The sequence below is a fragment of the Arthrobacter sp. Ha26 genome (genome assembly GCF_059091705.1).
This window is the reverse complement of sequence record NZ_JBNHGX010000007.1, coordinates 148,556-170,636: the sequence shown is the minus strand read 5'-3', so window position 1 is coordinate 170,636 and position 22,081 is coordinate 148,556. Positions and strand designations below refer to the sequence as shown.

Below are 22,081 nucleotides of genomic sequence, written 5' to 3'. Positions count from 1 at the left end.
CTCGCTGGACACGGTGTTAGAGAGTGGCGGGCGCCCCGGCAACCTCATCCTGATGCCTTGCCGCGTTTCCAGCCGCCACGCTCCGACACCGCCAGTCCGAGCAAACCCAGGCGGCCGAGGCCTGCCCGTACGGAGTCCTGCCCGAGCCCGGCCACCGAACAGAGCTTCTCGACCGACGTGGTGGCCCGCAGCGGAAGCGCATCCAGGAGGATCAGGTCTTCCAGGGTGAGCCCGTCCTGGACCTCCGCTGCTCCCTGTCGTTGTTCCGGAAGACCGGCCCCGCTTGACCCTGCCAGTTCGGCAACCTCGGCGGCGTCGGTGACGCAAACGGCCCCGCCGTCCCGAAGCAGCCGGTGGCAGCCGGCCGAATTGGCACTGTGGACCGAACCGGGAACGGCGCCTACTGCCCGGCCCAGGGTCTCGGCGTGGTGTGCGGTGTTCAAGGCTCCGGAGCGCCATCTCGCTTCCACAACAACCGTAACCGCCGCCAGGGCGGCGATGAGCCTGTTCCGCTGCAGGAAGCGGTACCGGGTGGGCGCTGACCCGGGAGGAACTTCGGCGATTACTGCCCCCTGATTGCAGACTGCACGAAGCAGATCTTCGTTGCCCGACGGGTAGAAGCGGTCAACACCGCCGGCCATGACTGCGATGGTGGGCACGGCAGCCGAGGCGCCGGCAAGCGCTGCCCTGTGCGCGTGGGCATCAATGCCGTAGGCACCGCCGGAAACCACGGTGAGGCCCCGCTGCGCCAGAGAATAGGCGATGTCTCCTGTTACCGATGCCCCGTAGCTGGTGCTGTCCCGCGACCCGACAAGGGCAATGCATTTGTCCAACGCAGGAAGGGGCTGCTCCTGTCCCCGCCACCACAGGCAGAGCGGCTCCTGGATCCCCAGGTCGGAGAGCTGGACGGGCCACAATTCGTCCGACGGAATAATCAGCCTTCCCCCGAGCCGCGCCATGGTGGCCAGGTCACGCTCCGGGGCCAAGTCCGGAATCCGCGGCTGCCAGCGTTTCAAGGATGCGGCCATCCCGGACCAGCTGGTCGCGGACCCGCTGTCTGCAAGCACTGATGTGATCTCACGCTCCAGTTCGGCTCCGGCCGCCACCTGCCCCGTGGCAATGCGCAGGGCATCCACCGCGCCGCAAATTTGCACGAGTGCCAGGCCGGCAGCATCCTGCGGCTCCATCAGCCGGGCAAGCGCAGCCCGGGAGAGCCTGTCGGCATCCACTCCAGTCTCCTTCATGCTGCTGCCGCCGCGGCCTGGCGCAGTCCCAGGGCCTGCCCTATATCGTTGGCGTCCGGACGTTCCCGGTGCCCAAGGTCGGCCATGGTCCAGGCCAAACGGAGAACCCGGTCATAACCGCGGGCCGTGAGGACGCCGCGCTCGAGCGAATGGTCCAGGATGCGGGTGGATGCCGGCGGCAGCCGAAGTTTTCCCCGGAGAACGCGGCCCGGGACCTGTGAATTTGTTTCAAGCCCGAACGGCTGCAGCCGTTCAAGCTGCTGCCCCCGTGCTTCGCGGACCCGGGCGGCAACGGACGCGGTGTCCTCCTCGGCGCCTCCCTGCCCGAACTCGGCCAAGGAGACCCGGTCCACCTGGAGCTGGATATCCACCCGGTCCAGGAGCGGTCCGGACATCCTGGCGAGGTAGCGGCGCCGCATCATCGGTGTGCATGTGCAGTCCAGCCCTTTGCCGGACGCTTTGCCGCAGGGGCAGGGATTGGCTGCAAGGACCAGCTGGAACCGTGCAGGATAGGCAGCCGTGCCGGCCGACCGGTGAATCACGAGTTCGCCGCTCTCCAGCGGCTGGCGCAGCGCGTCGAGGACACGGCGTTCATACTCGGGGGCCTCGTCCAGGAAGAGGACGCCCCGGTGGGCGCGGGAGGCAGCCCCCGGCCTGGGCAGGCCGGATCCGCCGCCAATGATCGCGGCAGCTGTGGCGGAATGGTGCGGGCTTTCAAAGGGCGGGCGCCGCAGCAACTGGGACGAGGACGACGGCAGGCCACAGAGCGAATGGATGGCGGTGACTTCCATGGCCTCATGGTCGGCAAGGTCCGGCAACAGCCCGGGAAGGCGTTCGGCCAGCATGGTTTTACCTGCACCCGGCGGCCCCATCAGGAGGAGATGATGCGCCCCGGCTGCCGCCACCTCCAAGGCCCTTCGCGCATCGCCCTGGCCGGAAACGTCAGCCATGTCCGGGTAGCTTCCCCCTTCCTCCTGCTCGTCGGCCGGGAAGTCCGGTTCCTCGGGTTCAAAATCCAGTGCCAGCTCCTGCGGGTCCGCGCCAAAGTCCAGGGCCAGACGGGCTAGCGTACGGTAGCCCCTGACATTGGCGCCGGGGACCAGGGCAGCCTCGGCCAGGTTGGCATGCGCCACTACAACGTCCGGATAGCCCGCGTGGACGGATGCCATTACAGCGGGCAGGATCCCGCGGACAGGGCGCAACCTTCCGTCCAGCCCCAGCTCAGCAATGAAAACAGTGTTTCCGGTGGGCTTGATGTCATTTGCTGCCCGAAGAACTGCCATGGTGACGGCCAAATCGAAACCCGAACCCCGTTTGGGCAGCGACGCCGGAATGAGGTTTGCGGTGATCTTCCGGCGGCTCAGTGGAATCCCGGAGTTCTTGGCTGCTGAGCGGATTCGCTCCTTGGCCTCATTCAATGAAGCGTCCGGCAGTCCGAGGAGGACGAATGCCGGCAGGGTCTGGCCGATGTCTGCCTCGACCTCCACGATGTAGCCGTTCAACCCGACCAGGGCGATGGAGTAGGTTCTGCCCAGGGCCATCACCCCACCCCCTTGAGGTGCTCCACCAAAGGTTCGCCGCCGCCGTCGTCCACTACCCCGATGACATCCACCCGGCGCAGCGGCATCCGCAGCTCACGGTCCCGGCACCATGCAGAACCGAGGCGGTGCAGGCGGGCAAGCTTCTCGGGGCCGACGGCCTCAAAGGGATGGCCGTAATCCAGGGATCGGCGGGTTTTTACTTCGGCAATGACCAGGGCATCGCCGTCAAGGGCCACAATGTCTATCTCGCCTTCGGTGCAACGCCAGTTGCGCTCAACCACCAGCATGCCAAGGGATTCGAGATAACCGGCGGCAAGGTCCTCACCGCGGCGGCCCAACAGGTCTTTTGATTTCATTTCTACCTCCGCAACCAGCCTGCGGCGGCATGGTTGCGGAGGTAAGGGAGCTCATCCCGTATGTGTACAAAACGAACTCAGGAGGCCATGTGCAGGACAGGTTGCGCCGGGCCGCTGGTGCTACTGGCCCAGGTCAACGTCCTTGGGCAGCGCAAGTTCCTCGTTGCGCGGAAGCTCCTCCACGTTGACGTCCTTGAACGTCAGGACCCGCACACTCTTAACGAACCGCGCGGAGCGGTAAACATCCCACACCCAGGCGTCCTGGAGGGTCAGGTCGAAGTAAACTTCGCCGTCGGCGCTGCGGGCCTGGAGGTCCACGTGGTTGGCCAGGTAGAAGCGCCGTTCGGTCTCGACAACGTAGCTGAACAGTCCGACGACGTCGCGGTATTCACGATAGAGCTGCAGCTCCATGTCGGTTTCATAGTTTTCAAGATCCTCAGCACTCATGCTTCCATCTTGCACCATGTCCGGCGCGGCTGGTGCCCCGTACCTGGCCGGGTCAGTCTTCCGCCGCGGCCAGGTCGCCGCCGTCGCCACCCAGGCCACTGTCCGGGCCGTCATCCAGCAGTTCCCCGCCGAGCAGGCGCCAGCTCACCCGATGGTAAGGGGTGGGCCCTGCCGCACGGAGGACGTCCCGGTGCAGCACGGTGGCATAGCCCTTGTTGATGTCCCAGCCGAAGTCCGGGTATTCAGCATGCAGCTCACACATTTTCCGGTCCCGCTCAACCTTGGCTATCACGCTCGCCGCTGCCACGCTCAGGCACTGCATGTCAGCCTTGATCTTGGTGTGCACGGGCGCGTCGCAGGAGGCGTCAAGGACCGGTTGGTCGAAGAGGGACAGCTGTTGTGCGGGGGAAAGCCAGTTATGGCTGCCGTCCAGGAGCACCATGTCCGGGGTCACGCCTGCCGCGAGGATCTCCTGCCAGGCGCGGGTCCCTGCCAAACGCAGTGCAGCAATGATGCCGATGGAATCGATCTCCTGCGCCGAGGCGTGCCCCACGGCGGAGGCCACACTCCATCGGCGGACCAGCGGGTCAAGCCGTTCACGTTCGGCGCGACTGAGGAGTTTACTGTCCCGCACCCCGGCCAGTGGACGCTGGCGCTCCAGGTCCACGACGGCGATGCCGACACTGACCGGCCCGGCGAGGGCGCCCCGGCCCACCTCGTCCACCCCGGCAACGAGGCGCACCCCCTGGGCTTTGAACGTCCGTTCGTGCCGCAGCGTGGGGGCTTTCGAGGGGCCCGCCGCCTTGGCGGAGCCGGCCCGCCCCTGTGCCGTACCGTTCTTTGCCGGGCCGGCTTTGACTACCGGGGACATGGTCAGGGTGCCGCCGGTACGTTCCGGAACACATCCGGGTAGTTGTCCAAAGTGGTGATCCGGCTCAGCGGCCACGCGATGACAGCAGCCTTGCCCTCAAGGTCGGCGAGGTCGATGAACCCGCCGTCGGTATCCATGTGGGCGCGGGAGTCTGCGGAATGGTTACGGTTATCGCCCATCACCCACACCTTGCCTTCGGGGACAGTGACATCGAAGTTGCGGACCTGCGGGACCTCGGCGGGATTGATGTATTTCTCGTCGATGGCGGTCCCGTTAATCGTCAGTTTACCGCCGGCGTCACAGCAGACCACGTGGTCCCCCGGCAGCCCGATGACCCTCTTGACCAGGTGTTGCTCAGAGTTGTCCGGCAGGAGGCCAACAAAGGTCAGGCCGTCCTGGACCCAGGTGAACGGGCCGTCGGTCTTTTCCGGCGCGGCCGGCAGCCAGCCCTTGGTGTCACGGAAAACCACCACATCCCCGCGGCTCAATGAGAAGGGTTCAGGCACCAGGAGGTTGACGAAGATCCGGTCGTCTATGTCCAGGGTGTTCACCATGGACTCGGAGGGGATGAAGAAGGCCCGGAACAGGAAGGTCTTGATCAGGAAGGAGAGCACCACGGCGATGACCACCACTGTGGCTATTTCCTTCAGCCAGGCGAGTACCTGGCTTCCGCCGGTTTTTTCCTCTGCGGCCTTTGCTTCGGCGCGGCTTCCTGCAGCAGCAGGTGCTTCGTTACCCGCAACTGCTCCCGGTCCAGGGCTGACCGGGGAATCCGGCGCACCGTCTGGACGCGGCTCGGGGGTCCGCGGGTGGTTCTCGGGCATCTACTGTCCGTTCTCTGTTAGAGGTCCTGCCGCTGACGGCCGGGGTACTTCAGCAAATCTATCAAGGGGCCAGACGATCCGGACGGGCCTGCCGATCACTCTGTCCACGGGCACCATTCCTCCGCCGGGCGCGCCGAGAAGGCTCCGGGAGTCGGCGGACACCGACCGGTGGTCACCCAGGAGCCACAGCCGCCCGTCGGGGACTTCTGCGGTGAACTTTTGGGTGCTGGGGGCATCGCCGGGAAAGACGTAGGGCTCAGTGACTGGTTCGCCGTTGACCGTAATTTTCCCGCCTCCATCGCAGCAGGCCACGGTGTCCCCGGGAAGGCCGATGACGCGCTTCACATAAGTGGTGTCGCTGCCCGTGAGGCCGAGCCATTGGGTGATGCCGGCCGCGGCATCCGCCAGTGGGCCCTTTCCGCTGTTGAGGGGCGCGAAGGTTCCCCGGCCGTCAAAGACCACGATGTCCCCCCGCCGGATGGGTTCGGCCCGGAAATCGGTGCGCGAAACCAGGATGCGGTCCCCGCCCCGGAGGAGCGGTTCCATCGACTCGGAGGGAATGTAATAGACGTCGAGCCAGAGCGAGCGGAGCAGTCCGCCCACCGCGACGGCCAGCACGAAGGCAAGGAACACAAAACGCCAGCCCGTTTTTGCGGGCTGGCGTTTTGTCTGGTCCATAAGTCCGTATCCTGGGCGCTGGTGCATGGCTCCGGCGCTGGCCGGGTACGGCTGCGGCCCTGCCTGTGTAGGTCCGGCTGGACTTACTTGGCGGTGCTGAAGTCGCGCTTTTCCTTGATCTTCGCAGCCTTGCCGCGCAGTGCGCGCATGTAGTACAGCTTGGCGCGGCGGACGTCACCCTTGGTAACGACCTCGATCTTTTCGATGATCGGGGAGTGCACCGGGAAGGTACGCTCCACGCCGACACCGAAGGAGACCTTGCGGACGGTAAAGGTTTCGCGGACGCCTTCGCCCTGGCGGCCCAGGACGAAGCCCTGGAATACCTGGACACGGGTGTTCTTGCCTTCGATGATGTTCACGTGAACCTTGAGGGTGTCACCCGCGCGGAAAGCAGGAACATCGGTGCGCAGCGAGGCTGCATCTACGGAATCGAGAATATGCATGATTGCACTCCTGGTAAACGCCACAGGTCATTCACTTTGGGTCACGGCAGCCAATCCCGGACGCTGATGGCGCACCGGAGATTGCTGCCGAAAGTTTGGTGGTCCGGCTACTTCACTGATTGACGTGGCCGGTTGTCTGAGCTGTTGGTTACGCTCCCCCTGTGGCAGGTGCGGACCCAGCAGACACAAGGACTAATTTTGCCACAATCCGGGTCGGACAGCCAATCCCACGACGCCCGAGACCGCGGGACGGGCCGGTCAGTCCTCCTGTTCGTCCGGCCGGGCGGGGCGGCGCTGCAGCCGGCCGTCCACGATGTCGTACCCCAGGTCCTGCAGTGCGGTGCGGTCGGCACGGGGAAGCGTGCGGGCGTCGAACGCTTCGAGCAGGTCCGGGCGGCGCTCCGCCGTCCGGCGGAACTGTTCATGCCGGCGCCACTGGGCAATCCTGCCGTGGTTGCCGCTGAGCAGGACTGGTGGCACCTCGCGCTCCCGCCAAACCGACGGCTTGGTGTAGACCGGGTACTCCAGCAGCCCGTCGGAGTGGGACTCTTCCACGAGCGACTCGGGGTTGCCCACCACGCCGGGCAGGAGCCTGCCGATGGCTTCGACCATGGCCAGGACCGCCACTTCGCCGCCGTTCAGGACGTAATCGCCCAGACTGACGGGGCGGACGGTGAAATGTTCACTGGCCCATTCGATGACCCGCTCGTCGATGCCCTCGTAGCGCCCGCAGGCAAACGCGAGGTGCTCCTGTTCGGCCAGTTCGTAGGCGAGGGACTGGGTGAACCGCTCCCCCGCCGGCGACGGGACGATCAGTACCGGTTTGCCTGCGTCCTGGGCCCGCCCCTCCACAATCGATGACAGGGCCTGAGCCCAAGGCTCAGGCTTCATCACCATTCCCGCGCCGCCCCCGTACGGGGTGTCGTCGACGGTGCGGTGCCTGTCGGTGGTGAAAGCGCGTAGATCTAGCACATGCAGGTCCAGCAATCCGTCCTGGCGGGCTTTCCCGATCAGGGAGAGTTCCAGCGGCGCCAGGTACTCGGGGAAGATACTGACGACGTCGATCCGCATCTAGGCGTTGCTTTCCGGACCGGCGTCGGCATCCTGGTCCGAGTTGAGTTCGAACAGGCCGTCCGGCGGGGTGAGGAGAACGAACCCTTCCTCGATGTTGACCTCGGGCACGATCTGCTCAACGAAGGGAATGAGCACCTCGTCCCCGCCGGGTGTGGTGACCACCAGCAGGTCCTGGACCGGCATGGTGTTAAGCGCGGCAATCTTGCCCACCACCTCGGATCCCACCCGGGCCTCGAGCCCTATCAGTTCGTGCTCGTACCAGCCTTCGTCGTCATCCTCGTCGAGTTCTTCGGTTTCAATGAAGAGCTTGGCTCCGCGCAGGGTTTCCGCCTCGTTGCGGGTTTCAATTTCCTCGAAGCCCAGAAGGAGGATGTCCTTGTTCCAGCGGGCGCTGCTGACGGTCAGCGGACCGGCCGTGGCCGGTTCGACCACGAATTCGGTGCCCGGCATAAACCGGTCCTCAGGCGCGTCCGTGAGGACCTGGACGGTTACTTCCCCCCGGATGCCGTGGGGTTTGCCGATTCGTGCCACCTGAAGCTGCATGTGTTCCTCTGTTTTCCGATGTGTCTGTTCCGTGTGGTCCCGGGTGTCCCGGTGAAAGCACTCCGGCCCCTCCACCATGGGTGGAGGGGCCGGAGCAAAGCTGATGTTGCCGAGCGCTCAGCGGCGGCGGTCCGTGTCGACGACGTCGACCCTTACCGGCTCACCGTTGGCCAGGGCTGCCACGACGGTGCGCAGTGCGCGTGCCGTGCGGCCCTGGCGGCCGATCACCCGTCCAAGATCGTCCTGGTGAACGCGCACCTCGAGGGTGTCCCCGCGGCGGTTGCTCTTGGAGCTGACCTTGACGTCGTCCGGGGAATCAACGATTCCCCGGACCAGGTGTTCCAGCGCTTCTGCCAGCAATTTACTCAGCCTCGGTGGTCTCTGCTTCGGCTTCGGCCGGTGCCTCGGCAGCGTCAGACTTGGATGCCTTCTTGGTGATGGCTTCCGGGATGATCACAGAACCCTTTTCCGGGGCAACGAAGGCAGCCTTCTCAGACTTGGTCTTCAGGGTGCCTTCCTGGCCCGGCAGGCCCTTGAACTTCTGCCAGTCACCGGTGATCTTCAGGATCGCGGCAACCTGCTCGGACGGCTGGGCGCCGACGGACAGCCAGTACTGGGCACGCTCGGAGTTGACCTCGATGTATGAGGGCTCTTCGGTGGGGTGGTACTTGCCGATTTCCTCGATGGCGCGGCCGTCACGCTTGGTGCGTGAGTCTGCGACGACGATGCGGTAGTACGGTGCGCGCATTTTGCCAAAGCGCTTAAGGCGAATCTTTACGGCCACTTTTGTGGTCACTCCTGTTTCAGAAAGGGGGTGAACCCGGCGTTCTGCACCCGTGGGGCGGGCCGTACTTGCGGGCTCGAAGGACAGGATCCGGACGCGGAGAGAGGGGCCACGCAGATCGAGTACCTGTTTATTGTGCCAGAAGAGCGCCCGAATTTCGACTTGGCGCCCTGCCCCCGGCGCCGGGACCGCAGTCGGGAAGCTTACGAAGACCAGACGTAGAGGCCGCTGCGTTCTGAGTCGTCGATTCCGCCGGCAAGTTCTGCCAACTGGCGGACATACGCCAGGGCCTGTGCTGCATCGAACGGCATGTCCTCCTGGGCCGCCCACTGCTCAGCGACGTCCTCGAGGACATCGCCTTCCCCTTCAACCTCATAGGTCAGCAGGTCGGCGAGCGCGCGGACCATGGCAGGTGGTACGGCCAGGAGTGAGTCACTGGCCACGTCCACCATGGTTAGCTCATAATCCGCTCCGCCGGCGTGCACAGCACTGCCCGCCAGCTCACCGAGCTGCTCAACTTCGAAGTCGCTGATGTCCGGGATCCGCACGGCCTGCGGCGCCGGCTGGCTGCCGCCCTGGTCCAGCACGCCGGCGCGCTTCAGCGCACCGGCATGGTCAGCGACAAAAATCTCGGTGAAGCCCATGGGAATTACCCTCATTCCGTTGACGGTACGGCCTCTGAAGCAAGCGGCGCCTGCCGCCCCGGCCGTTGGGCTTCAGCCTAGTACACGGGGCAGTCCGCACCCGGCGGCAACGGGTGCCCGGCGAGGCCATTGGAGCCTCAGCGGACCGCGACCCGGATGTTGTTCCGCCACGGATCCTCGAACCGCAGTTCAGCACCGGTGTGGTGGGCAGGCACCCCTGCGACCTTCAGCCGGTCAGCGAGCGCGCCGACGTCGTCCCCGGACGGAACCTCGATCAATACCTCGCCAAGGCCCAACGTATCCTTGCGGGGGCCGGCACCGCGGCTGTTCCAGACGTTCATGGCCATGTGGTGGTGGTAGCGGCCTGCGGAGACAAAGAGGGCCTGGCCGTGCCAGCCGGCAGTCTTTTCGAAGCCAAGGATGCCCACGTAGAAGTCACGGGCCAACTGGACGTCGCCCACCTGGAGGTGGACATGGCCTACTCCTGCCACTGTTCCGCGCTGGTGTTCCAAGGATTCCTCGGTGAGGTGCTGCTCCAGGTAACGCTGCGGCGGCAGGGCCAGGCTGTCCATCACCACGTCCGTGCCGTTCCAGGACCAGTTGCTCCGGGGACGGTCCCAGTACAGCTCAATGCCGTTGCCTTCGGGATCATTGAAGTAGAAGGCCTCGCTGACAAGGTGGTCGGCGCTGCCCGTGAAAGAGCGCGGTTCGAACTGTGCCGCGGTGGCGATGGTGGCGGCGAGGTCGGCCTGGTTTTCAAACAGCAGCGCCGTGTGGAAGAGGCCTGCCTCTCCCCTGCCGGGGAGGTTCAGGCCCGGAGCGGGGGCAAGGTGCACCAGCGGCTTCTGCAGCCGGCCGAGGTAGAGGCCGCCGTCCTGCTCGGCAATAACGTCAAGCCCAAGGGCGCGCTGGTAGTAATCGGTCATGACCTTCATGTCACCCACCTTGAGCATCACGGTGCCCATGGCGAGGTCGGCAGGAAGAAGATCCTGGGTGGCGGCTTCTGCAGTCATTGAAAACTCCCGGTGGTGTGGCCCGTCGGGTTGGTGGGCCTGTCACTATTAAAATTACTTGAAGCTTCAATTTATTCCAAGTGGTTCCGGGACTTCGCCTGCGTCAGCGCACCACGTGCCCTCCCAGCACTACGCGGGCCGGCTCCTGCACCGTTTCCAGAACCTGGCGCGGGTCCTCCCGGCACAGGACGACGTCGGCCCGGGCACCTTCCTCGATCGCGTCAGCACCCAGCCACTTCCGGGCGCCCCAGCACGCGGCGTCGAGGGCGGCGGCCACAGGCAGGCCGGCGTGGTGGAGGGCCAGGATTTCATCACCGATCCGCCCGTGGCGGATGACGCTGCCGGCATCCGTGCCGGCGTAAATCTTCACTCCGGCGTCGAAGGCCTCCAGCACCCGCTCCGCGCGCCGTTCCCACAGGGCGCGCATATGGGCCGCGTACCGGGGGAACTTAGGCTCCGCCTGCACGGCGATGTCCGGGAACGTGGCGATGTTGATGAGGGTGGGCACAATGGGAACGCCTTGCTCGGCGAACCGCGGAAGGTGCCGCGGCAGCAGTCCGGTGGCGTGTTCGATGCAGTCGATGTCCGCGTCCAGCATCTGGTCCAGTGTTTCCTCGGCAAAGCAGTGCGCGGTGATCCGCGCGCCTTCGTCGTGCACTGCCTGGACGGCGTCCCTGACAACGGCGGCGGGAAACGACGGCGCCAGGTCACCGGCGTCGCGGTCTATCCAGTCCCCCACGAGCTTGACCCAGCCGTCGCCGTCACGTGCCTGCTTCCGGACGGCCTCAACCAGCCCCTCAGGTTCCACTTCCTCCGCAAAGCCGCGAAGGTACCGGCGGCTCCTGGCGACATGCCTGCCGGCCCTGATCAGCACCGGGGCTTCGCGGCTGCGCTGGAGGAAGCGGGTGTCTGCGGGAGAACCCGCGTCCCGGACCAGCAGTGTGCCGGCGTCAAGGTCGGTTCTTGCCTGTTCTTCCGCCGTCGCTTCGTCCACCGCGCCTCCCGGGCCCAGGCCGATGTGGCAGTGCGCGTCTGCAAACCCGGGCAGTACCCAGCCGTCCAGGAACCGGTCCGGCTCCGCCTCCGGCCGCCGGAACGTAAGCCTGCCGTCAACGGACCACAGCCCGCGTTCCTCCGTGTCCGGCCCGGTGAGGACCGGACCGTTGAACTGGATGATCTCTGCCATGGATGTGCCTCTCTTCCCGCCCGGACAGGCTAGCACCACCGCATGTGACACGGCCCTTCCGAAACAGCTGTGGTAGCTTCTTGGTGACCACACGGGTGCCCTTGCAGGGGCTGAGATCGGGCTGATGCAGCCTGCGACCGTTGAACCTGTCCGGGTAATGCCGGCGAAGGAAGTGAGTATTCCTTGAGTACACCAAATGCACAGTTTAACCCTGCCCAAAATCCGTCCGGCGCAACCGCGGGTGGCCAGGACCAGCCTCCGGTCACACAGTCGCTGAAGTCCCATTCCTTGGCGTTCGTCCAGGACGAAGCGGCCGGGATCCGGGTGCCGGTCACGGAAATCGAGCTAGCGGATTCACCGAACGGCCAGCCGAACGGGCCGTTCCGGGTCTACCGCACCGCCGGTCCGGGCAGTGATCCCGTCCGCGGCCTCACCCCGTTCCGCGCGGAGTGGATCGAAGCCCGGGGAGACACGGAAACCTACGGGGGCCGCGGGCGGAACCTGCTCGACGACGGGCGCTCGGCCGTCCGCCGCGGGGCGGCCAGCGCAGAGTGGAAGGGCGCCCGGCCGGTGCCCCGCCGCGCCGTCGGCGGCAAAACCGTGACGCAAATGCACTATGCCCGGCAGGGCATTATCACCCCGGAGATGCGGTTCGTGGCATTGCGGGAGAACTGTGACGTGGAGCTGGTCCGCAGTGAAGTGGCTGCCGGCCGGGCCATCATTCCCACCAACATCAACCACCCGGAGTCCGAGCCGATGATCATCGGCAAGGCGTTCCTGGTGAAGATCAATGCGAACATCGGAAACTCGGCGGTCACCAGTTCGATCGCCGAGGAGGTGGACAAGCTGCAGTGGGCCACCCAGTGGGGCGCGGACACCGTGATGGACCTTTCCACCGGCGATGACATCCACACCACGAGGGAATGGATCATCCGCAACTCTCCGGTTCCGATCGGCACCGTCCCCATCTACCAGGCCCTTGAGAAGGTCAAGGGGGAGGCGAACGCGCTCACCTGGGAGATTTTCCGCGACACCGTTATTGAGCAGTGCGAACAGGGCGTGGACTATATGACCATCCATGCCGGTGTCCTGCTCCGGTATGTTCCCCTGACGGCGGACCGCGTAACGGGCATTGTGTCCCGCGGGGGCTCGATCATGGCCGGCTGGTGCCTGGCGCATCACCAGGAGAACTTCCTCTACACCCACTTTGACGAGCTCTGCGAAATCTTCGCGCAGTACGACGTCGCGTTTTCGCTGGGTGACGGACTGCGGCCGGGGGCTACGGCGGACGCCAATGATGCCGCCCAGTTCGCCGAACTGGATACGCTGGCTGAGCTCACGCAGCGCGCCTGGGAGTACGACGTGCAGGTGATGGTGGAGGGTCCCGGCCATATCCCGTTCCACCTGGTGAGGGAGAACGTGGAACGCCAGCAGGAGCTGTGCAAGGGCGCGCCGTTCTACACCCTGGGGCCCCTGGTCACTGATGTGGCGCCCGGCTACGACCACATCACCTCGGCCATCGGTGCCACGGAGATTGCCCGCTACGGCACCGCCATGCTGTGCTACGTCACTCCTAAGGAGCACCTGGGCCTGCCCAACAAGGACGACGTCAAGACCGGAGTGATCACCTACAAGATCGCAGCCCACGCGGCAGACCTCGCCAAGGGCCACCCCGGTGCGCATGAACGCGATGATGCCCTGTCCAAGGCGCGGTTCGAGTTCCGTTGGCGCGACCAGTTCGCGTTGTCGCTTGACCCGGTGACGGCCGAGGCCTTCCATGACGAGACGTTGCCTGCAGAACCTGCCAAGACTGCCCATTTCTGTTCCATGTGCGGCCCCAAGTTCTGCTCTATGCGGATCAGCCAGGATATCCGGGACGAATATGGGTCCGCTGCCTCGCAGGCGGCACTGGCCGATGCTGCCGAGGGCATGCGGGGGAAAAGCGAGGAATTCCTGGCGGCCGGCGGCAAGGTGTACCTGCCGGAGCTGAGCGTCCCCGCCGGAGGCTAGGGCACAAGTAGCCAGGACATCAGGAAGCCCGGGCGGACTGCACCCGGCTCACGTCCCGGATGAACGATCGGATCATCCGGTCCCCCTCCACCGAGTCATGGGGCCGGTGCCCTCCCGCCGCAGTGCGGTGCAGGGCGCCGGTCTCCCGCAGGTACCCGGCAATCTCCTCGTAGAGCGGCTCCCATCCCCCGGTGAGGACCAGGGTGGGCACGCCGGGAACGATGTGCAGCGGGGCTTCCCAAGCGGGGGCCTGCAGCCGGAGCCGCCTGGCGGAACGTTTCTCCTCGGCGGTGGCGGGCTGCTGCAGGTCGGTGGCGTAGACGCGCCGGACGAACTCGCGCTGGAAATCCTGGTCGCTCATCTGGTGCCGGGCCTCGAACAGCGGCTGCATGAGGCCGATGTGGGCCGCTGTGGCCGGAAGTTCGGCGGTCAGCGACAAGCAGGCCGGTTCCACCAGCGTCAGGGAAAAGACCAGGTCCGGGCGTTCCACGGCGGCCAGCATGGCTGCGATGGCGCCTTGGGAATGTGCCACGACATGCCCTCCGGCGGCGCCCCGGCCGTCGTCGGCCAGCGACCGCAGCACAATCCTGGAGTCCTCCTCGAACGAGGATTCAACCGGCTCAGCCACCGGGTCATAGCCGTGGCGGCGGAGGAACAGTGCGTCGTAGGACAGTGCCATGCCATGCTGCCGGGGCCAGGCGGCGGAGCCGAAGCTGCCGGCGCCGTGCACGAACACTACCCTCTGCTTGAACATGACCCAACCCTATTCCACGGCACCGACAACTTAAGTGAGTAGCGCCAAGTGTCGTTTTGAGCGGTCAAAACGACACTTGGCGCTACTCGGTTGGAACCTGTTCCTACTTGCCCAGGAACTTGTCGAAGCCCTTGGGCAGGTTCAGCTGCGAGGGATCGAAATCGCCCGGCTGCTGGCCGAACGCGGCACCGGTGGGGAGCGCCTTGGCGGCGTTCGCGCGGCGGGCTTCGGCCTCCTTGCGCTCCTGGGCAGCCTTGGCCGGGTTGCCGGACTTGGCCTTCTTCTTGGGCGCGTTCTTCGCGTTCTTCCGGGCACCGCCGCCGGCGCCGGGCATTCCCGGCATTCCAGGGATGCCGGGCATCCCGCCCTGGGCCATCTTCTTCATCATCTTCTGGGCCTGGGCAAAACGCTCCAGCAGGCCGTTCACCTCGGAAACGTGCACGCCGGAGCCGCGGGCGATGCGGGCACGGCGTGAACCGTTGATGATCTTAGGGGCAAGGCGCTCATGCGGCGTCATGGACCGGACGATGGCTTCGACGCGGTCGATTTCCCGCTCGTCGAACTGCTCGAGCTGCTGGCGGATGTTCTGCGCGCCGGGCATCATCATGAGCATCTTCTTCATGGAGCCCATGTTGCGGATCTGCTGCATCTGCGCCAGGAAGTCCTCGAGGGTGAAGTCTTCCTGGTCGGCGAACTTCTTCGCCATCCGGGCAGCTTCGTCCTTGTCCCAGGACTTCTCGGCCTGCTCGATGAGCGTCAGGACGTCGCCCATGTCCAGGATGCGGGAAGCCATGCGGTCCGGGTGGAAGAGTTCGAAGTCGTCCAGGCCTTCGCCGGTGGACGCAAACATCACGGGCTTGCCGGTCACCGACGCGACGGAAAGCGCGGCACCGCCGCGGGCGTCGCCGTCGAGCTTGGACAGCACGATGCCGGTGAAGTTGACGCCCTCATCGAAGGCGAGCGCCGTGTTCACGGCGTCCTGGCCGATCATCGAGTCGATAACGAACAGGACTTCGTTGGGCACGATGGCGCGGCGGATCTGGCGTGCCTGCTCCATCATGTCGGCGTCGACGCCGAGGCGGCCTGCGGTGTCCACGATGACGACGTCGTGAAGCTTCTGGCGTGCTTCCTCGACGCCGGCGCGGGCAACCTCCACCGGGTCACCGGCCGGGTGCTCCAGCTCGGAGGACGTGGCGCCCGGGTGGGGTGCGAAGACGGGCACCTTGGCCCGCTCGCCCACTACCTGGAGCTGGGTAACGGCGTTGGGGCGCTGCAGGTCGCAGGCGACGAGCATGGGGCTGTGGCCCTGGGACTTCAGCCACTTGGACAGCTTGCCGGCGAGGGTGGTCTTACCGGCGCCCTGGAGACCGGCGAGCATGATGACGGTGGGACCGTTCTTGGCCAGGCGGATCCGGCGGGTTTCCCCGCCCAGGATCTCCACCAGTTCCTCGTTGACGATCTTGACGATCTGCTGGCTCGGGTTCAGTGCACCCGAAACCTCGGCGCCCAAGGCGCGTTCCCGCACCCGGCTGGTGAATTCACGGACTACGGGAACGGCAACGTCCGCGTCCAGGAGGGCGCGGCGGATCTCCCGCACTGTGGCATCAACATCGGCCTCAGTAAGGCGGCCCTTGCCGCGGAGATTCTTGAAGGTTGCTGTCAACCGGTCAGAGAGTGAATTGAACACGTGCCGTGCACTTCTTTCGGTGGATGATCGGGACTCGACTATCTAGGGTACCAAGCCGGCCCGCAAGGTGGCATGCTGGCGAAATGACGAGCCAAACAACTGTAAAAACCCTGCTCATCCTCGGCGCTTCCGGAGACCTAACCGGCCGGCTGCTCCTGCCGGGCCTCGCGCGCCTCGCGGCCACGGGCCGGGCGGCAGGGCTGCGGCTGGTGGGGGCCGGCTCGGATCCCTGGACACCGGAGCAATGGCGGGACAGGGTGCACGAGTCCTTTGCGACGTCGGCGGAGTCCGCGGACCCCGCGGGACGAACTGCCTTGGCGGACCTGGAAAAGGAAACGGTCTACCACCAGCTGGATGTCACGGCGGATGGTGCCCTGGCCTCGCTGCTCGCCACACTGGAGGGCCCCACTGCCGTCTATTTCGCGCTGCCGCCCCGGATCAGCCAGCTGGCTTGTGAAACCCTCCGTCCCGAACAGGTTCCGGCCGGCACCCGGCTGGTGATGGAAAAGCCCTTCGGCTCCAGCGAGGAATCGGCCCGTTCCCTGAACGGGACCCTGGGGCGCCTGGTGCCGGAGGACCACATCCACCGGGTGGACCATTTCCTGGGCAAGGCCACCGTACTGAACATCCTGGGCCTGCGGTTCGCCAACAATTTCCTGGAGCCAGTGTGGAACCGGCATCATGTGGAAAAAGTGGAGATTATTTTCGACGAAGACCTCGCGCTGGAGGGGCGGGCCCGCTACTACGACGGTGCGGGCGCCCTCCGTGACATGATCCAGAGCCATCTCCTGCAGATCATGGCCCTGATGGCGATGGAGCCGCCGTCCACCATCGGTGAGCGGGACCTGCGCGACGCCATTTCCGCGGTCCTGCGCGCAGCGAGGGTCAACGCCCCTTACGCGGAGTCCACAGGCAGGGCGCGCTACACGGCCGGCACGGTAGGCGGCAAGGATGTCCCGGACTACGTCAAGGAAGAGGGCGTGGACGCGTCCCGCGGGACCGAAACCCTGGCCCGGATCCAGGTGGGAATCGACAACTGGCGCTGGAAGGGTGTGCCGTTCATCCTGCGTTCAGGGAAGGCTATTGGTGTGAAACGCAAGGAGGCCGTGGTCACGTTCCGGCCGGTCCCCCACCTTCCCACCGGCTTCACCGGCGTGGATTCGCCGAACCAGCTCAGGATCGGCTTCGGGCCCGACACCCTGGAGTTCGACGTCGATGTGAACGGGCCTGGTGAAATCCTCAGTCTGTCCCGGATCACCCTGGAGGCGGAACTGAGCGCCTCCGAGCTCCTGCCCTATGGTGAAGTCCTTGAGGGCGTGCTGGCCGGCGATCCGCTGCTCTCTGTCAGGGGTGACACTGCAGAGGAATGCTGGCGGATCGTTGAGCCGGTGCTGAAGGCGTGGCAGCAGGACAGTGTTCCAATGGAAGAGTACGACGCCGGATCGGCCGGTCCGGCGGGATGGGCCAGTACCGCCCGGGCAGAGTAGCCACAGCTGCAAAGCACAGGCGCAACAAAGGAGCGGGCAGGAACCTTTCGGTTCCTGCCCGCCCTTTTGAGCTGTTGGCCTGCCGTTCCGGAGTGCGACCGCCTAGATCGCGGCGACTCCGCGTTCCCCGGTACGGACCCGGACGGCTTCGAAGACGTCCACGGTCCAGACCTTGCCGTCACCGGCCCGGCCGGTGTTTGAACTGGCGATGATGACGTCCAGGATGTCATCGGCCTGCTCGTCGGTGGCCAGGACTTCTACCCTGATTTTCGGCAGCAGGTCCACGTTGTACTCGGCTCCGCGGTAGACCTCGGTGTAGCCGCGCTGCCGCCCGTAGCCGCTGGCCGCGCTGACCGTCAGGCCCTGTACGCCGTAGGCTTCCAGTCCTTCCCGGATTTCTTCGAGCTTTTCCGGCCTGACGATTGCGGTAATCAGTTTCATGCCCCCACGCTTTCCTTGCCTGTTGCTGAATCCTTCTTCGGCGCGGCAGCCGTTGCTTCGGCAGCGTGCGCGCCTTCCTGCTGGGTTTTGCCCGTGATCATGTCGTGCAGCGGCTGGAAGCTTCCGCCGTGTCCGCCGACGCCGAACTCGTAGGCGGTCTCGGCGTGCAGGCTGAGGTCCACACCCACCGTTTCCTGTTCCTGCGAGACCCGGAAGCCCATGGTCTTGTGGATGGCCAGGGCAATGATGGCGGTCAGGATGGCGGAGTAGGCGATGGCGATTCCTGCTGCTGCGAGCTGTGCCCACAGCTGGGTCAGGCCGCCGCCGTAGAACAGGCCGCCGCCCACGCCGTCGGTGGGCAGTGCGATGAAGCCCAGGGCAACGGTGCCGATGATGCCGGAGACGAGGTGGACGCCGACGACGTCCAGCGAGTCATCGAAGCCCCAGCGGAACTTCAGTCCCACGGCAAGGGCGGAGGCCACGCCGGCCACGACGCCGAGGCCGAGGGCACCGACCGGGCTGACGTTGGCGCAGGCGGGGGTGATTGCCACGAGGCCGGCGACGACGCCTGAGGCTGCGCCCAGGGAGGTCGGGTGGCCGTCACGGACACGTTCGGTGACCAGCCAGCCGAGCATGGCTGCCGCGGGAGCTGCGAGGGTGTTGATCCAGATCAGACCGCCCTGCTCAGCCGTGGTGGCGGCACCGCCGTTGAAGCCGAACCAGCCGAACCAGAGGATGGCTGCGCCAAGCATCACGAACGGGATGTTGTGCGGGCGGTGGTTCGGGTCCTTGCCGAAGCCCTTGCGGTTGCCGATGATGAGGACCAGCACCAGGGCCGCGACGCCCGCGTTGATGTGGACCACGGTGCCGCCGGCGAAGTCGATGGCGGGTCCGAGTGCCTGTCCCACTGCGCCCTCGGGGCCGAACAGTCCGCCGCCCCACACCATATACGCCAGGGGGCAGTAAACCAGGGTGACCCAGACGGGAACGAACACGGTCCAGGCGCCGAACTTGGCGCGGTCGGCGATGGCGCCGCTGATCAGTGCAACGGTGATGATGGCAAAGGTAGCCGCGTAGCCAACTTTGATCAGGCCGTCAGGGGTGTCGATCCCCTCGAGGCCAAACGTGGCGAAGGGGTTGCCTACAATCTGCAGGAAACCTTCGCCGGAGCTCATGGATGCTCCCCAGAGAACCCAGACAACGCCGACCATGCCGATGGAGATGAAGCTCATCATCATCATGTTCAGCGCAGCCTTGGCACGGGTCATGCCGCCATAGAAAAATGCCAGACCAGGTGTCATGAACAGCACAAGGGCTGCCGCCACCATGATCCAAACGTGACCTGCGGTAAGTTCCATGGTGCACGTCCTCTCTCATCGAATCTTGCGGAGAGTCCTCCGCCTGCCAACGCCTTTTTGCGTCCTGTAACGAGTGTGTCGTCGGCGTGTTTCGCCCACGGAGGATTTAGATGTCCGGCCTGTTACAACAACCTCTAGGAAGTAAATGGTGCATATCGCGCTTGTTACGGTTGTGTTTCAGCATTCCCGCCGGCACCCGGCCCTCCAGACTGCAAGGATTTGCCCACCATGACCGCTTCACCCCGCGGAAGCGGCGCCGCTTCAAGGATCCTGGCCCGGCTTCGGCCCCAGCGGGACCCGCTTCCACGCGACATCAAGGTGATGCTTGTTGCAGCGTTCCTGATCGCCCTTGGATTCGGCCTTGTTGCGCCCGTATTGCCGCAGTTCGCCACGACATTTGGCGTGGGCAACACCGAGGCGTCCGTGATTGTTGCCATTTTCGCGTTTATGCGGCTCGTGTTTGCCCCCGCGGGCGGGAGCCTGATCGGCAAGGTGGGGGAACGGCCCGTTTACGTCGCCGGGCTGCTGATCGTTGCCCTGTCCACGGCGGCCTGCGCCTTCGCCCAGGACTACTGGCAGTTGCTGCTCTTCCGTGGGCTGGGCGGTGCCGGCTCGGTGATGTTTACAGTGGCGTCGATGGCCCTGGTGATCCGGCTGGCGCCGCCGGAAAGCCGTGGCCGTGTTTCCGGGGCGTACGCGTCAGCGTTCCTTGTGGGCAACGTGTGCGGTCCGATTGTGGGCGGGCTGCTGGCGGGCTTCGGCCTGCGGATACCGTTCCTGGCGTATGCGGCCGCACTGATTGTGGCCGCGCTGGTGGTCCAGACGCAGCTGAGCCACCAGCGGCGGGGGTCAGCGGAGGCACAGCAACGGGCACCGGAAATGACCTTTGGGGAGGCGCTGGCAACAAGGGCCTACCGCGCTGCGCTGGTGTCCAGTTTCGCGAACGGGTGGGCAACGTTCGGGGTGCGGATGGCTACCCTTCCCCTGTTGGCGGCAGCCTTTTTCGGCGCCGGGCCCGAGGCGGCAGGGCTGGCGCTGGCCGTCTTCGCCGCGGGAAACGCGGCTGCGCTGACCTTCTCCGGCCGCCTCGCGGACAGCATGGGGCGCAGGCCGATGATGATTGCGGGGCTGTTGGTGGCGGGCGCGGCTACTGCTGCGATCGGCTTCGCGGACCAGCTCGTATGGTTCCTTGCCGCCTCGGCAGTGGCCGGCGTCGGCTCCGGACTGTCCGGGCCCGCGCAGCAGGCTGCCGTCGCAGACGTGATCGGCAACGGGCGCTCAGGGGGCAAGGTGTTGGCGGTGTACCAGATGGTGTCCGACGTCGGTGCAATCGTTGGGCCTGTGGCGGCCGGTATGCTCGCGGACCGGCTGGGCTACGGCTGGGCTTTTGGAGTGACCGGCGGGATCATGCTGGTTGCTGCCTGCGCCTGGCTGGGTACCAGGGAGACCCTCAAGCCCACTGGGGCCTGAGGGTCTCCGCCTGGGCTAGTTCAGGAGGGCGTCCACGAACCCTTCAGCCTCGAAGGGTGCGAGGTCATCGGCGCCTTCGCCCAGCCCGATGAGCTTGACCGGAACGCCCAGGCTCTTCTGGATGGCGACGACGATGCCGCCCTTGGCCGTGCCGTCCAGCTTCGTCAGGACGATGCCGGTGATGTTGACCACTTCGGCGAACACACGTGCCTGATTGAGCCCGTTCTGGCCGGTGGTGGCGTCGAGGACCAGGAGGACCTCGTCCACTTCGGCCAGCTTTTCCACAACGCGCTTGACCTTCCCGAGTTCGTCCATGAGGCCAACCTTGTTCTGGAGCCGGCCGGCGGTGTCAATCATGACGACGTCGACCTCCTGGTCGATGCCGGCCTTGACTGCCTCATAGGCAACCGAGGCGGGGTCGGCGCCGTCGATATCCGATTTGACGGTGGGAACCCCCACGCGCTGGCCCCAGGTGGCCAGCTGCTCGGCCGCGGCGGCGCGGAACGTGTCGGCAGCACCAAGGAGGACATCCTTATCCTCCGCCACCAGCACGCGGGCGAGCTTGCCCACCGTGGTGGTCTTGCCTACGCCGTTCACCCCGACCACCATCATGACGGCAGGTTTGTCGGCATGGCGCTGCATGTTGAGGGTACGGTCCATGGTGGGATCAACCAGCTTGATGAGTTCCTCCCGGAGCAGCGCCTTGACCTGCTCGGGGGTGCGGGTGCCCAGTACCTTGACACGCTCCCGCAGGGCGTCAACGAGCTGCATGGTGGGTTCGGTGCCAAGGTCGGCAAGGAGGAGGGTTTCCTCAACTTCATCCCAGACGTTTTCATCGATCCTGTCGCTGGAAAGCAGGGCCAACAGCCCCTTGCCCATGATGTTGTTGGAGCGGACCAGCCGTTCGCGAAGGCGGATGAGCCGGCCTGCCACGGGCAGCGGCGTCTCCACCGGGATAACTTCCAGCCCCGCCGCATCGTCCGGAACGGTGGTGGTGTCCCGTTCTTTGAGGTCCGCGCTGCCCGCGGCTGTCCCGGCCGCGGTGTCCGGCCTGTCCTCGACGGCGGTGCTGCCGCTGCGGGGAAGTACGGGATCGTTGGCGTCCCGGGTGCCCGGGTACTGGTTGATGTTTTTCCGCGTCTTGAGCAGGACCGGAATCAGTCCGCCAATAACCGCCAAGGCAGCAACAATGGACAAAATTATGGGGAGGATGTCATTCACTCCCC

General features: G+C 65.7%; 23 protein-coding genes and 1 riboswitch. Of the genes, 3 read left to right on the top strand and 20 right to left on the bottom strand.

The features are described 5' to 3' along the window. Positions 1–44: 44 nt before the first annotated feature. From dprA to AC5RVY_RS16420, 15 genes are all read right to left on the bottom strand, one after another. Complete coding sequence (dprA, locus tag AC5RVY_RS16490) at positions 45–1,187, bottom strand: DNA-processing protein DprA (protein WP_493955843.1); 1,143 nt, start codon at positions 1,185–1,187, stop codon at positions 45–47. Between the two features lie 53 nt (positions 1,188–1,240). After that, the gene (locus AC5RVY_RS16485) at positions 1,241–2,785 is read right to left on the bottom strand and encodes a YifB family Mg chelatase-like AAA ATPase (RefSeq protein ID WP_493955773.1); all 1,545 of its coding nucleotides are present in this window, start codon (positions 2,783–2,785) and stop codon (positions 1,241–1,243) included. Beyond that, on the bottom strand, positions 2,785–3,141 hold the full coding sequence (locus tag AC5RVY_RS16480; protein ID WP_493955772.1) for a YraN family protein: 357 nt from the start codon (positions 3,139–3,141) through the stop codon (positions 2,785–2,787). Before AC5RVY_RS16480 ends, AC5RVY_RS16485 begins: the two co-directional genes overlap by 1 nt. Before the next feature lie 120 nt (positions 3,142–3,261). Then, the gene (locus AC5RVY_RS16475; protein WP_013601392.1) at positions 3,262–3,588 is read right to left on the bottom strand and encodes a DUF2469 domain-containing protein; all 327 of its coding nucleotides are present in this window, start codon (positions 3,586–3,588) and stop codon (positions 3,262–3,264) included. A gap of 52 nt (positions 3,589–3,640) precedes the next feature. After that, a complete protein-coding gene (rnhB, locus tag AC5RVY_RS16470) occupies positions 3,641–4,459 on the bottom strand; it encodes a ribonuclease HII (RefSeq protein WP_493955771.1) in 819 nt (272 codons plus the stop codon). A 2-nt stretch (positions 4,460–4,461) separates the two neighbouring features. Beyond that, positions 4,462–5,283 (bottom strand): signal peptidase I, encoded by an 822-nt coding sequence (lepB, locus tag AC5RVY_RS16465; RefSeq protein ID WP_493955770.1) that lies wholly within the window; start codon positions 5,281–5,283, stop codon positions 4,462–4,464. Further along, positions 5,284–5,961 (bottom strand): signal peptidase I, encoded by a 678-nt coding sequence (gene lepB / locus AC5RVY_RS16460; protein WP_493955769.1) that lies wholly within the window; start codon positions 5,959–5,961, stop codon positions 5,284–5,286. Between the two features lie 83 nt (positions 5,962–6,044). Next, positions 6,045–6,404 carry a 50S ribosomal protein L19 gene (gene rplS, locus AC5RVY_RS16455; RefSeq protein ID WP_050054723.1) on the bottom strand — a complete coding sequence of 120 codons (360 nt, stop codon included), beginning with the start codon at positions 6,402–6,404 and terminating at the stop codon, positions 6,045–6,047. Between the two features lie 258 nt (positions 6,405–6,662). Beyond that, a complete protein-coding gene (gene trmD / locus AC5RVY_RS16450) occupies positions 6,663–7,475 on the bottom strand; it encodes a tRNA (guanosine(37)-N1)-methyltransferase TrmD (RefSeq protein WP_493955768.1) in 813 nt (270 codons plus the stop codon). Further along, positions 7,476–8,021 (bottom strand): ribosome maturation factor RimM, encoded by a 546-nt coding sequence (gene rimM, locus AC5RVY_RS16445; RefSeq protein ID WP_493955767.1) that lies wholly within the window; start codon positions 8,019–8,021, stop codon positions 7,476–7,478. It lies immediately after the preceding gene. Between the two features lie 117 nt (positions 8,022–8,138). Next, positions 8,139–8,381 carry an RNA-binding protein gene (locus AC5RVY_RS16440; protein WP_493955766.1) on the bottom strand — a complete coding sequence of 81 codons (243 nt, stop codon included), beginning with the start codon at positions 8,379–8,381 and terminating at the stop codon, positions 8,139–8,141. Between the two features lies 1 nt (position 8,382). Beyond that, positions 8,383–8,805 (bottom strand): 30S ribosomal protein S16, encoded by a 423-nt coding sequence (gene rpsP, locus AC5RVY_RS16435; protein ID WP_104998279.1) that lies wholly within the window; start codon positions 8,803–8,805, stop codon positions 8,383–8,385. A gap of 203 nt (positions 8,806–9,008) precedes the next feature. Next, positions 9,009–9,449: a hypothetical protein gene (locus AC5RVY_RS16430; protein ID WP_493955842.1), complete on the bottom strand. Its 441-nt coding sequence runs from the start codon at positions 9,447–9,449 to the stop codon at positions 9,009–9,011. Positions 9,450–9,586: 137 nt separating this feature from the next. Continuing rightward, positions 9,587–10,462 carry a VOC family protein gene (locus AC5RVY_RS16425; RefSeq protein WP_493955765.1) on the bottom strand — a complete coding sequence of 292 codons (876 nt, stop codon included), beginning with the start codon at positions 10,460–10,462 and terminating at the stop codon, positions 9,587–9,589. Positions 10,463–10,565: 103 nt separating this feature from the next. Beyond that, entirely contained in the window at positions 10,566–11,648 is a 1,083-nt protein-coding gene (locus AC5RVY_RS16420; protein WP_493955764.1) for an amidohydrolase family protein, read from the bottom strand. An 81-nt stretch (positions 11,649–11,729) separates the two neighbouring features. Next, positions 11,730–11,837: riboswitch (TPP riboswitch) on the top strand. On the opposite strand from AC5RVY_RS16420, the gene thiC reads away from it, so the two are divergent. Continuing rightward, positions 11,832–13,658, top strand: a complete 1,827-nt coding sequence (gene thiC, locus AC5RVY_RS16415; protein WP_493955763.1) for a phosphomethylpyrimidine synthase ThiC — start codon at positions 11,832–11,834, stop codon at positions 13,656–13,658. (Overlaps the previous riboswitch by 6 nt.) A gap of 19 nt (positions 13,659–13,677) precedes the next feature. On the opposite strand, the gene AC5RVY_RS16410 is transcribed toward thiC, so the two are convergent. Both AC5RVY_RS16410 and ffh read right to left on the bottom strand, forming a co-directional pair. Beyond that, entirely contained in the window at positions 13,678–14,412 is a 735-nt protein-coding gene (locus tag AC5RVY_RS16410) for an alpha/beta hydrolase (protein WP_493955762.1), read from the bottom strand. 103 nt (positions 14,413–14,515) lie between these two features. Then, positions 14,516–16,099 carry a signal recognition particle protein gene (gene ffh / locus AC5RVY_RS16405; RefSeq protein WP_493955761.1) on the bottom strand — a complete coding sequence of 528 codons (1,584 nt, stop codon included), beginning with the start codon at positions 16,097–16,099 and terminating at the stop codon, positions 14,516–14,518. Between the two features lie 83 nt (positions 16,100–16,182). Between ffh and AC5RVY_RS16400 the strand changes: the two genes are divergently transcribed. Beyond that, positions 16,183–17,586, top strand: a complete 1,404-nt coding sequence (locus AC5RVY_RS16400) for a glucose-6-phosphate dehydrogenase (protein WP_493955760.1) — start codon at positions 16,183–16,185, stop codon at positions 17,584–17,586. A gap of 102 nt (positions 17,587–17,688) precedes the next feature. Here the strand turns inward: AC5RVY_RS16400 and AC5RVY_RS16395 are convergent, their stop codons facing one another. Both AC5RVY_RS16395 and AC5RVY_RS16390 read right to left on the bottom strand, forming a co-directional pair. Next, positions 17,689–18,027, bottom strand: a complete 339-nt coding sequence (locus AC5RVY_RS16395; protein WP_493955759.1) for a P-II family nitrogen regulator — start codon at positions 18,025–18,027, stop codon at positions 17,689–17,691. Continuing rightward, the gene (locus tag AC5RVY_RS16390) at positions 18,024–19,385 is read right to left on the bottom strand and encodes an ammonium transporter (RefSeq protein ID WP_493955758.1); all 1,362 of its coding nucleotides are present in this window, start codon (positions 19,383–19,385) and stop codon (positions 18,024–18,026) included. Before AC5RVY_RS16390 ends, AC5RVY_RS16395 begins: the two co-directional genes overlap by 4 nt. Before the next feature lie 228 nt (positions 19,386–19,613). On the opposite strand from AC5RVY_RS16390, the gene AC5RVY_RS16385 reads away from it, so the two are divergent. After that, the gene (locus tag AC5RVY_RS16385; RefSeq protein WP_493955757.1) at positions 19,614–20,855 is read left to right on the top strand and encodes an MFS transporter; all 1,242 of its coding nucleotides are present in this window, start codon (positions 19,614–19,616) and stop codon (positions 20,853–20,855) included. A gap of 15 nt (positions 20,856–20,870) precedes the next feature. Here AC5RVY_RS16385 and ftsY read toward each other — a convergent pair whose 3' ends face one another. Continuing rightward, the gene (gene ftsY, locus AC5RVY_RS16380) at positions 20,871–22,076 is read right to left on the bottom strand and encodes a signal recognition particle-docking protein FtsY (protein WP_493955756.1); all 1,206 of its coding nucleotides are present in this window, start codon (positions 22,074–22,076) and stop codon (positions 20,871–20,873) included. Positions 22,077–22,081 lie beyond the last annotated feature (5 nt).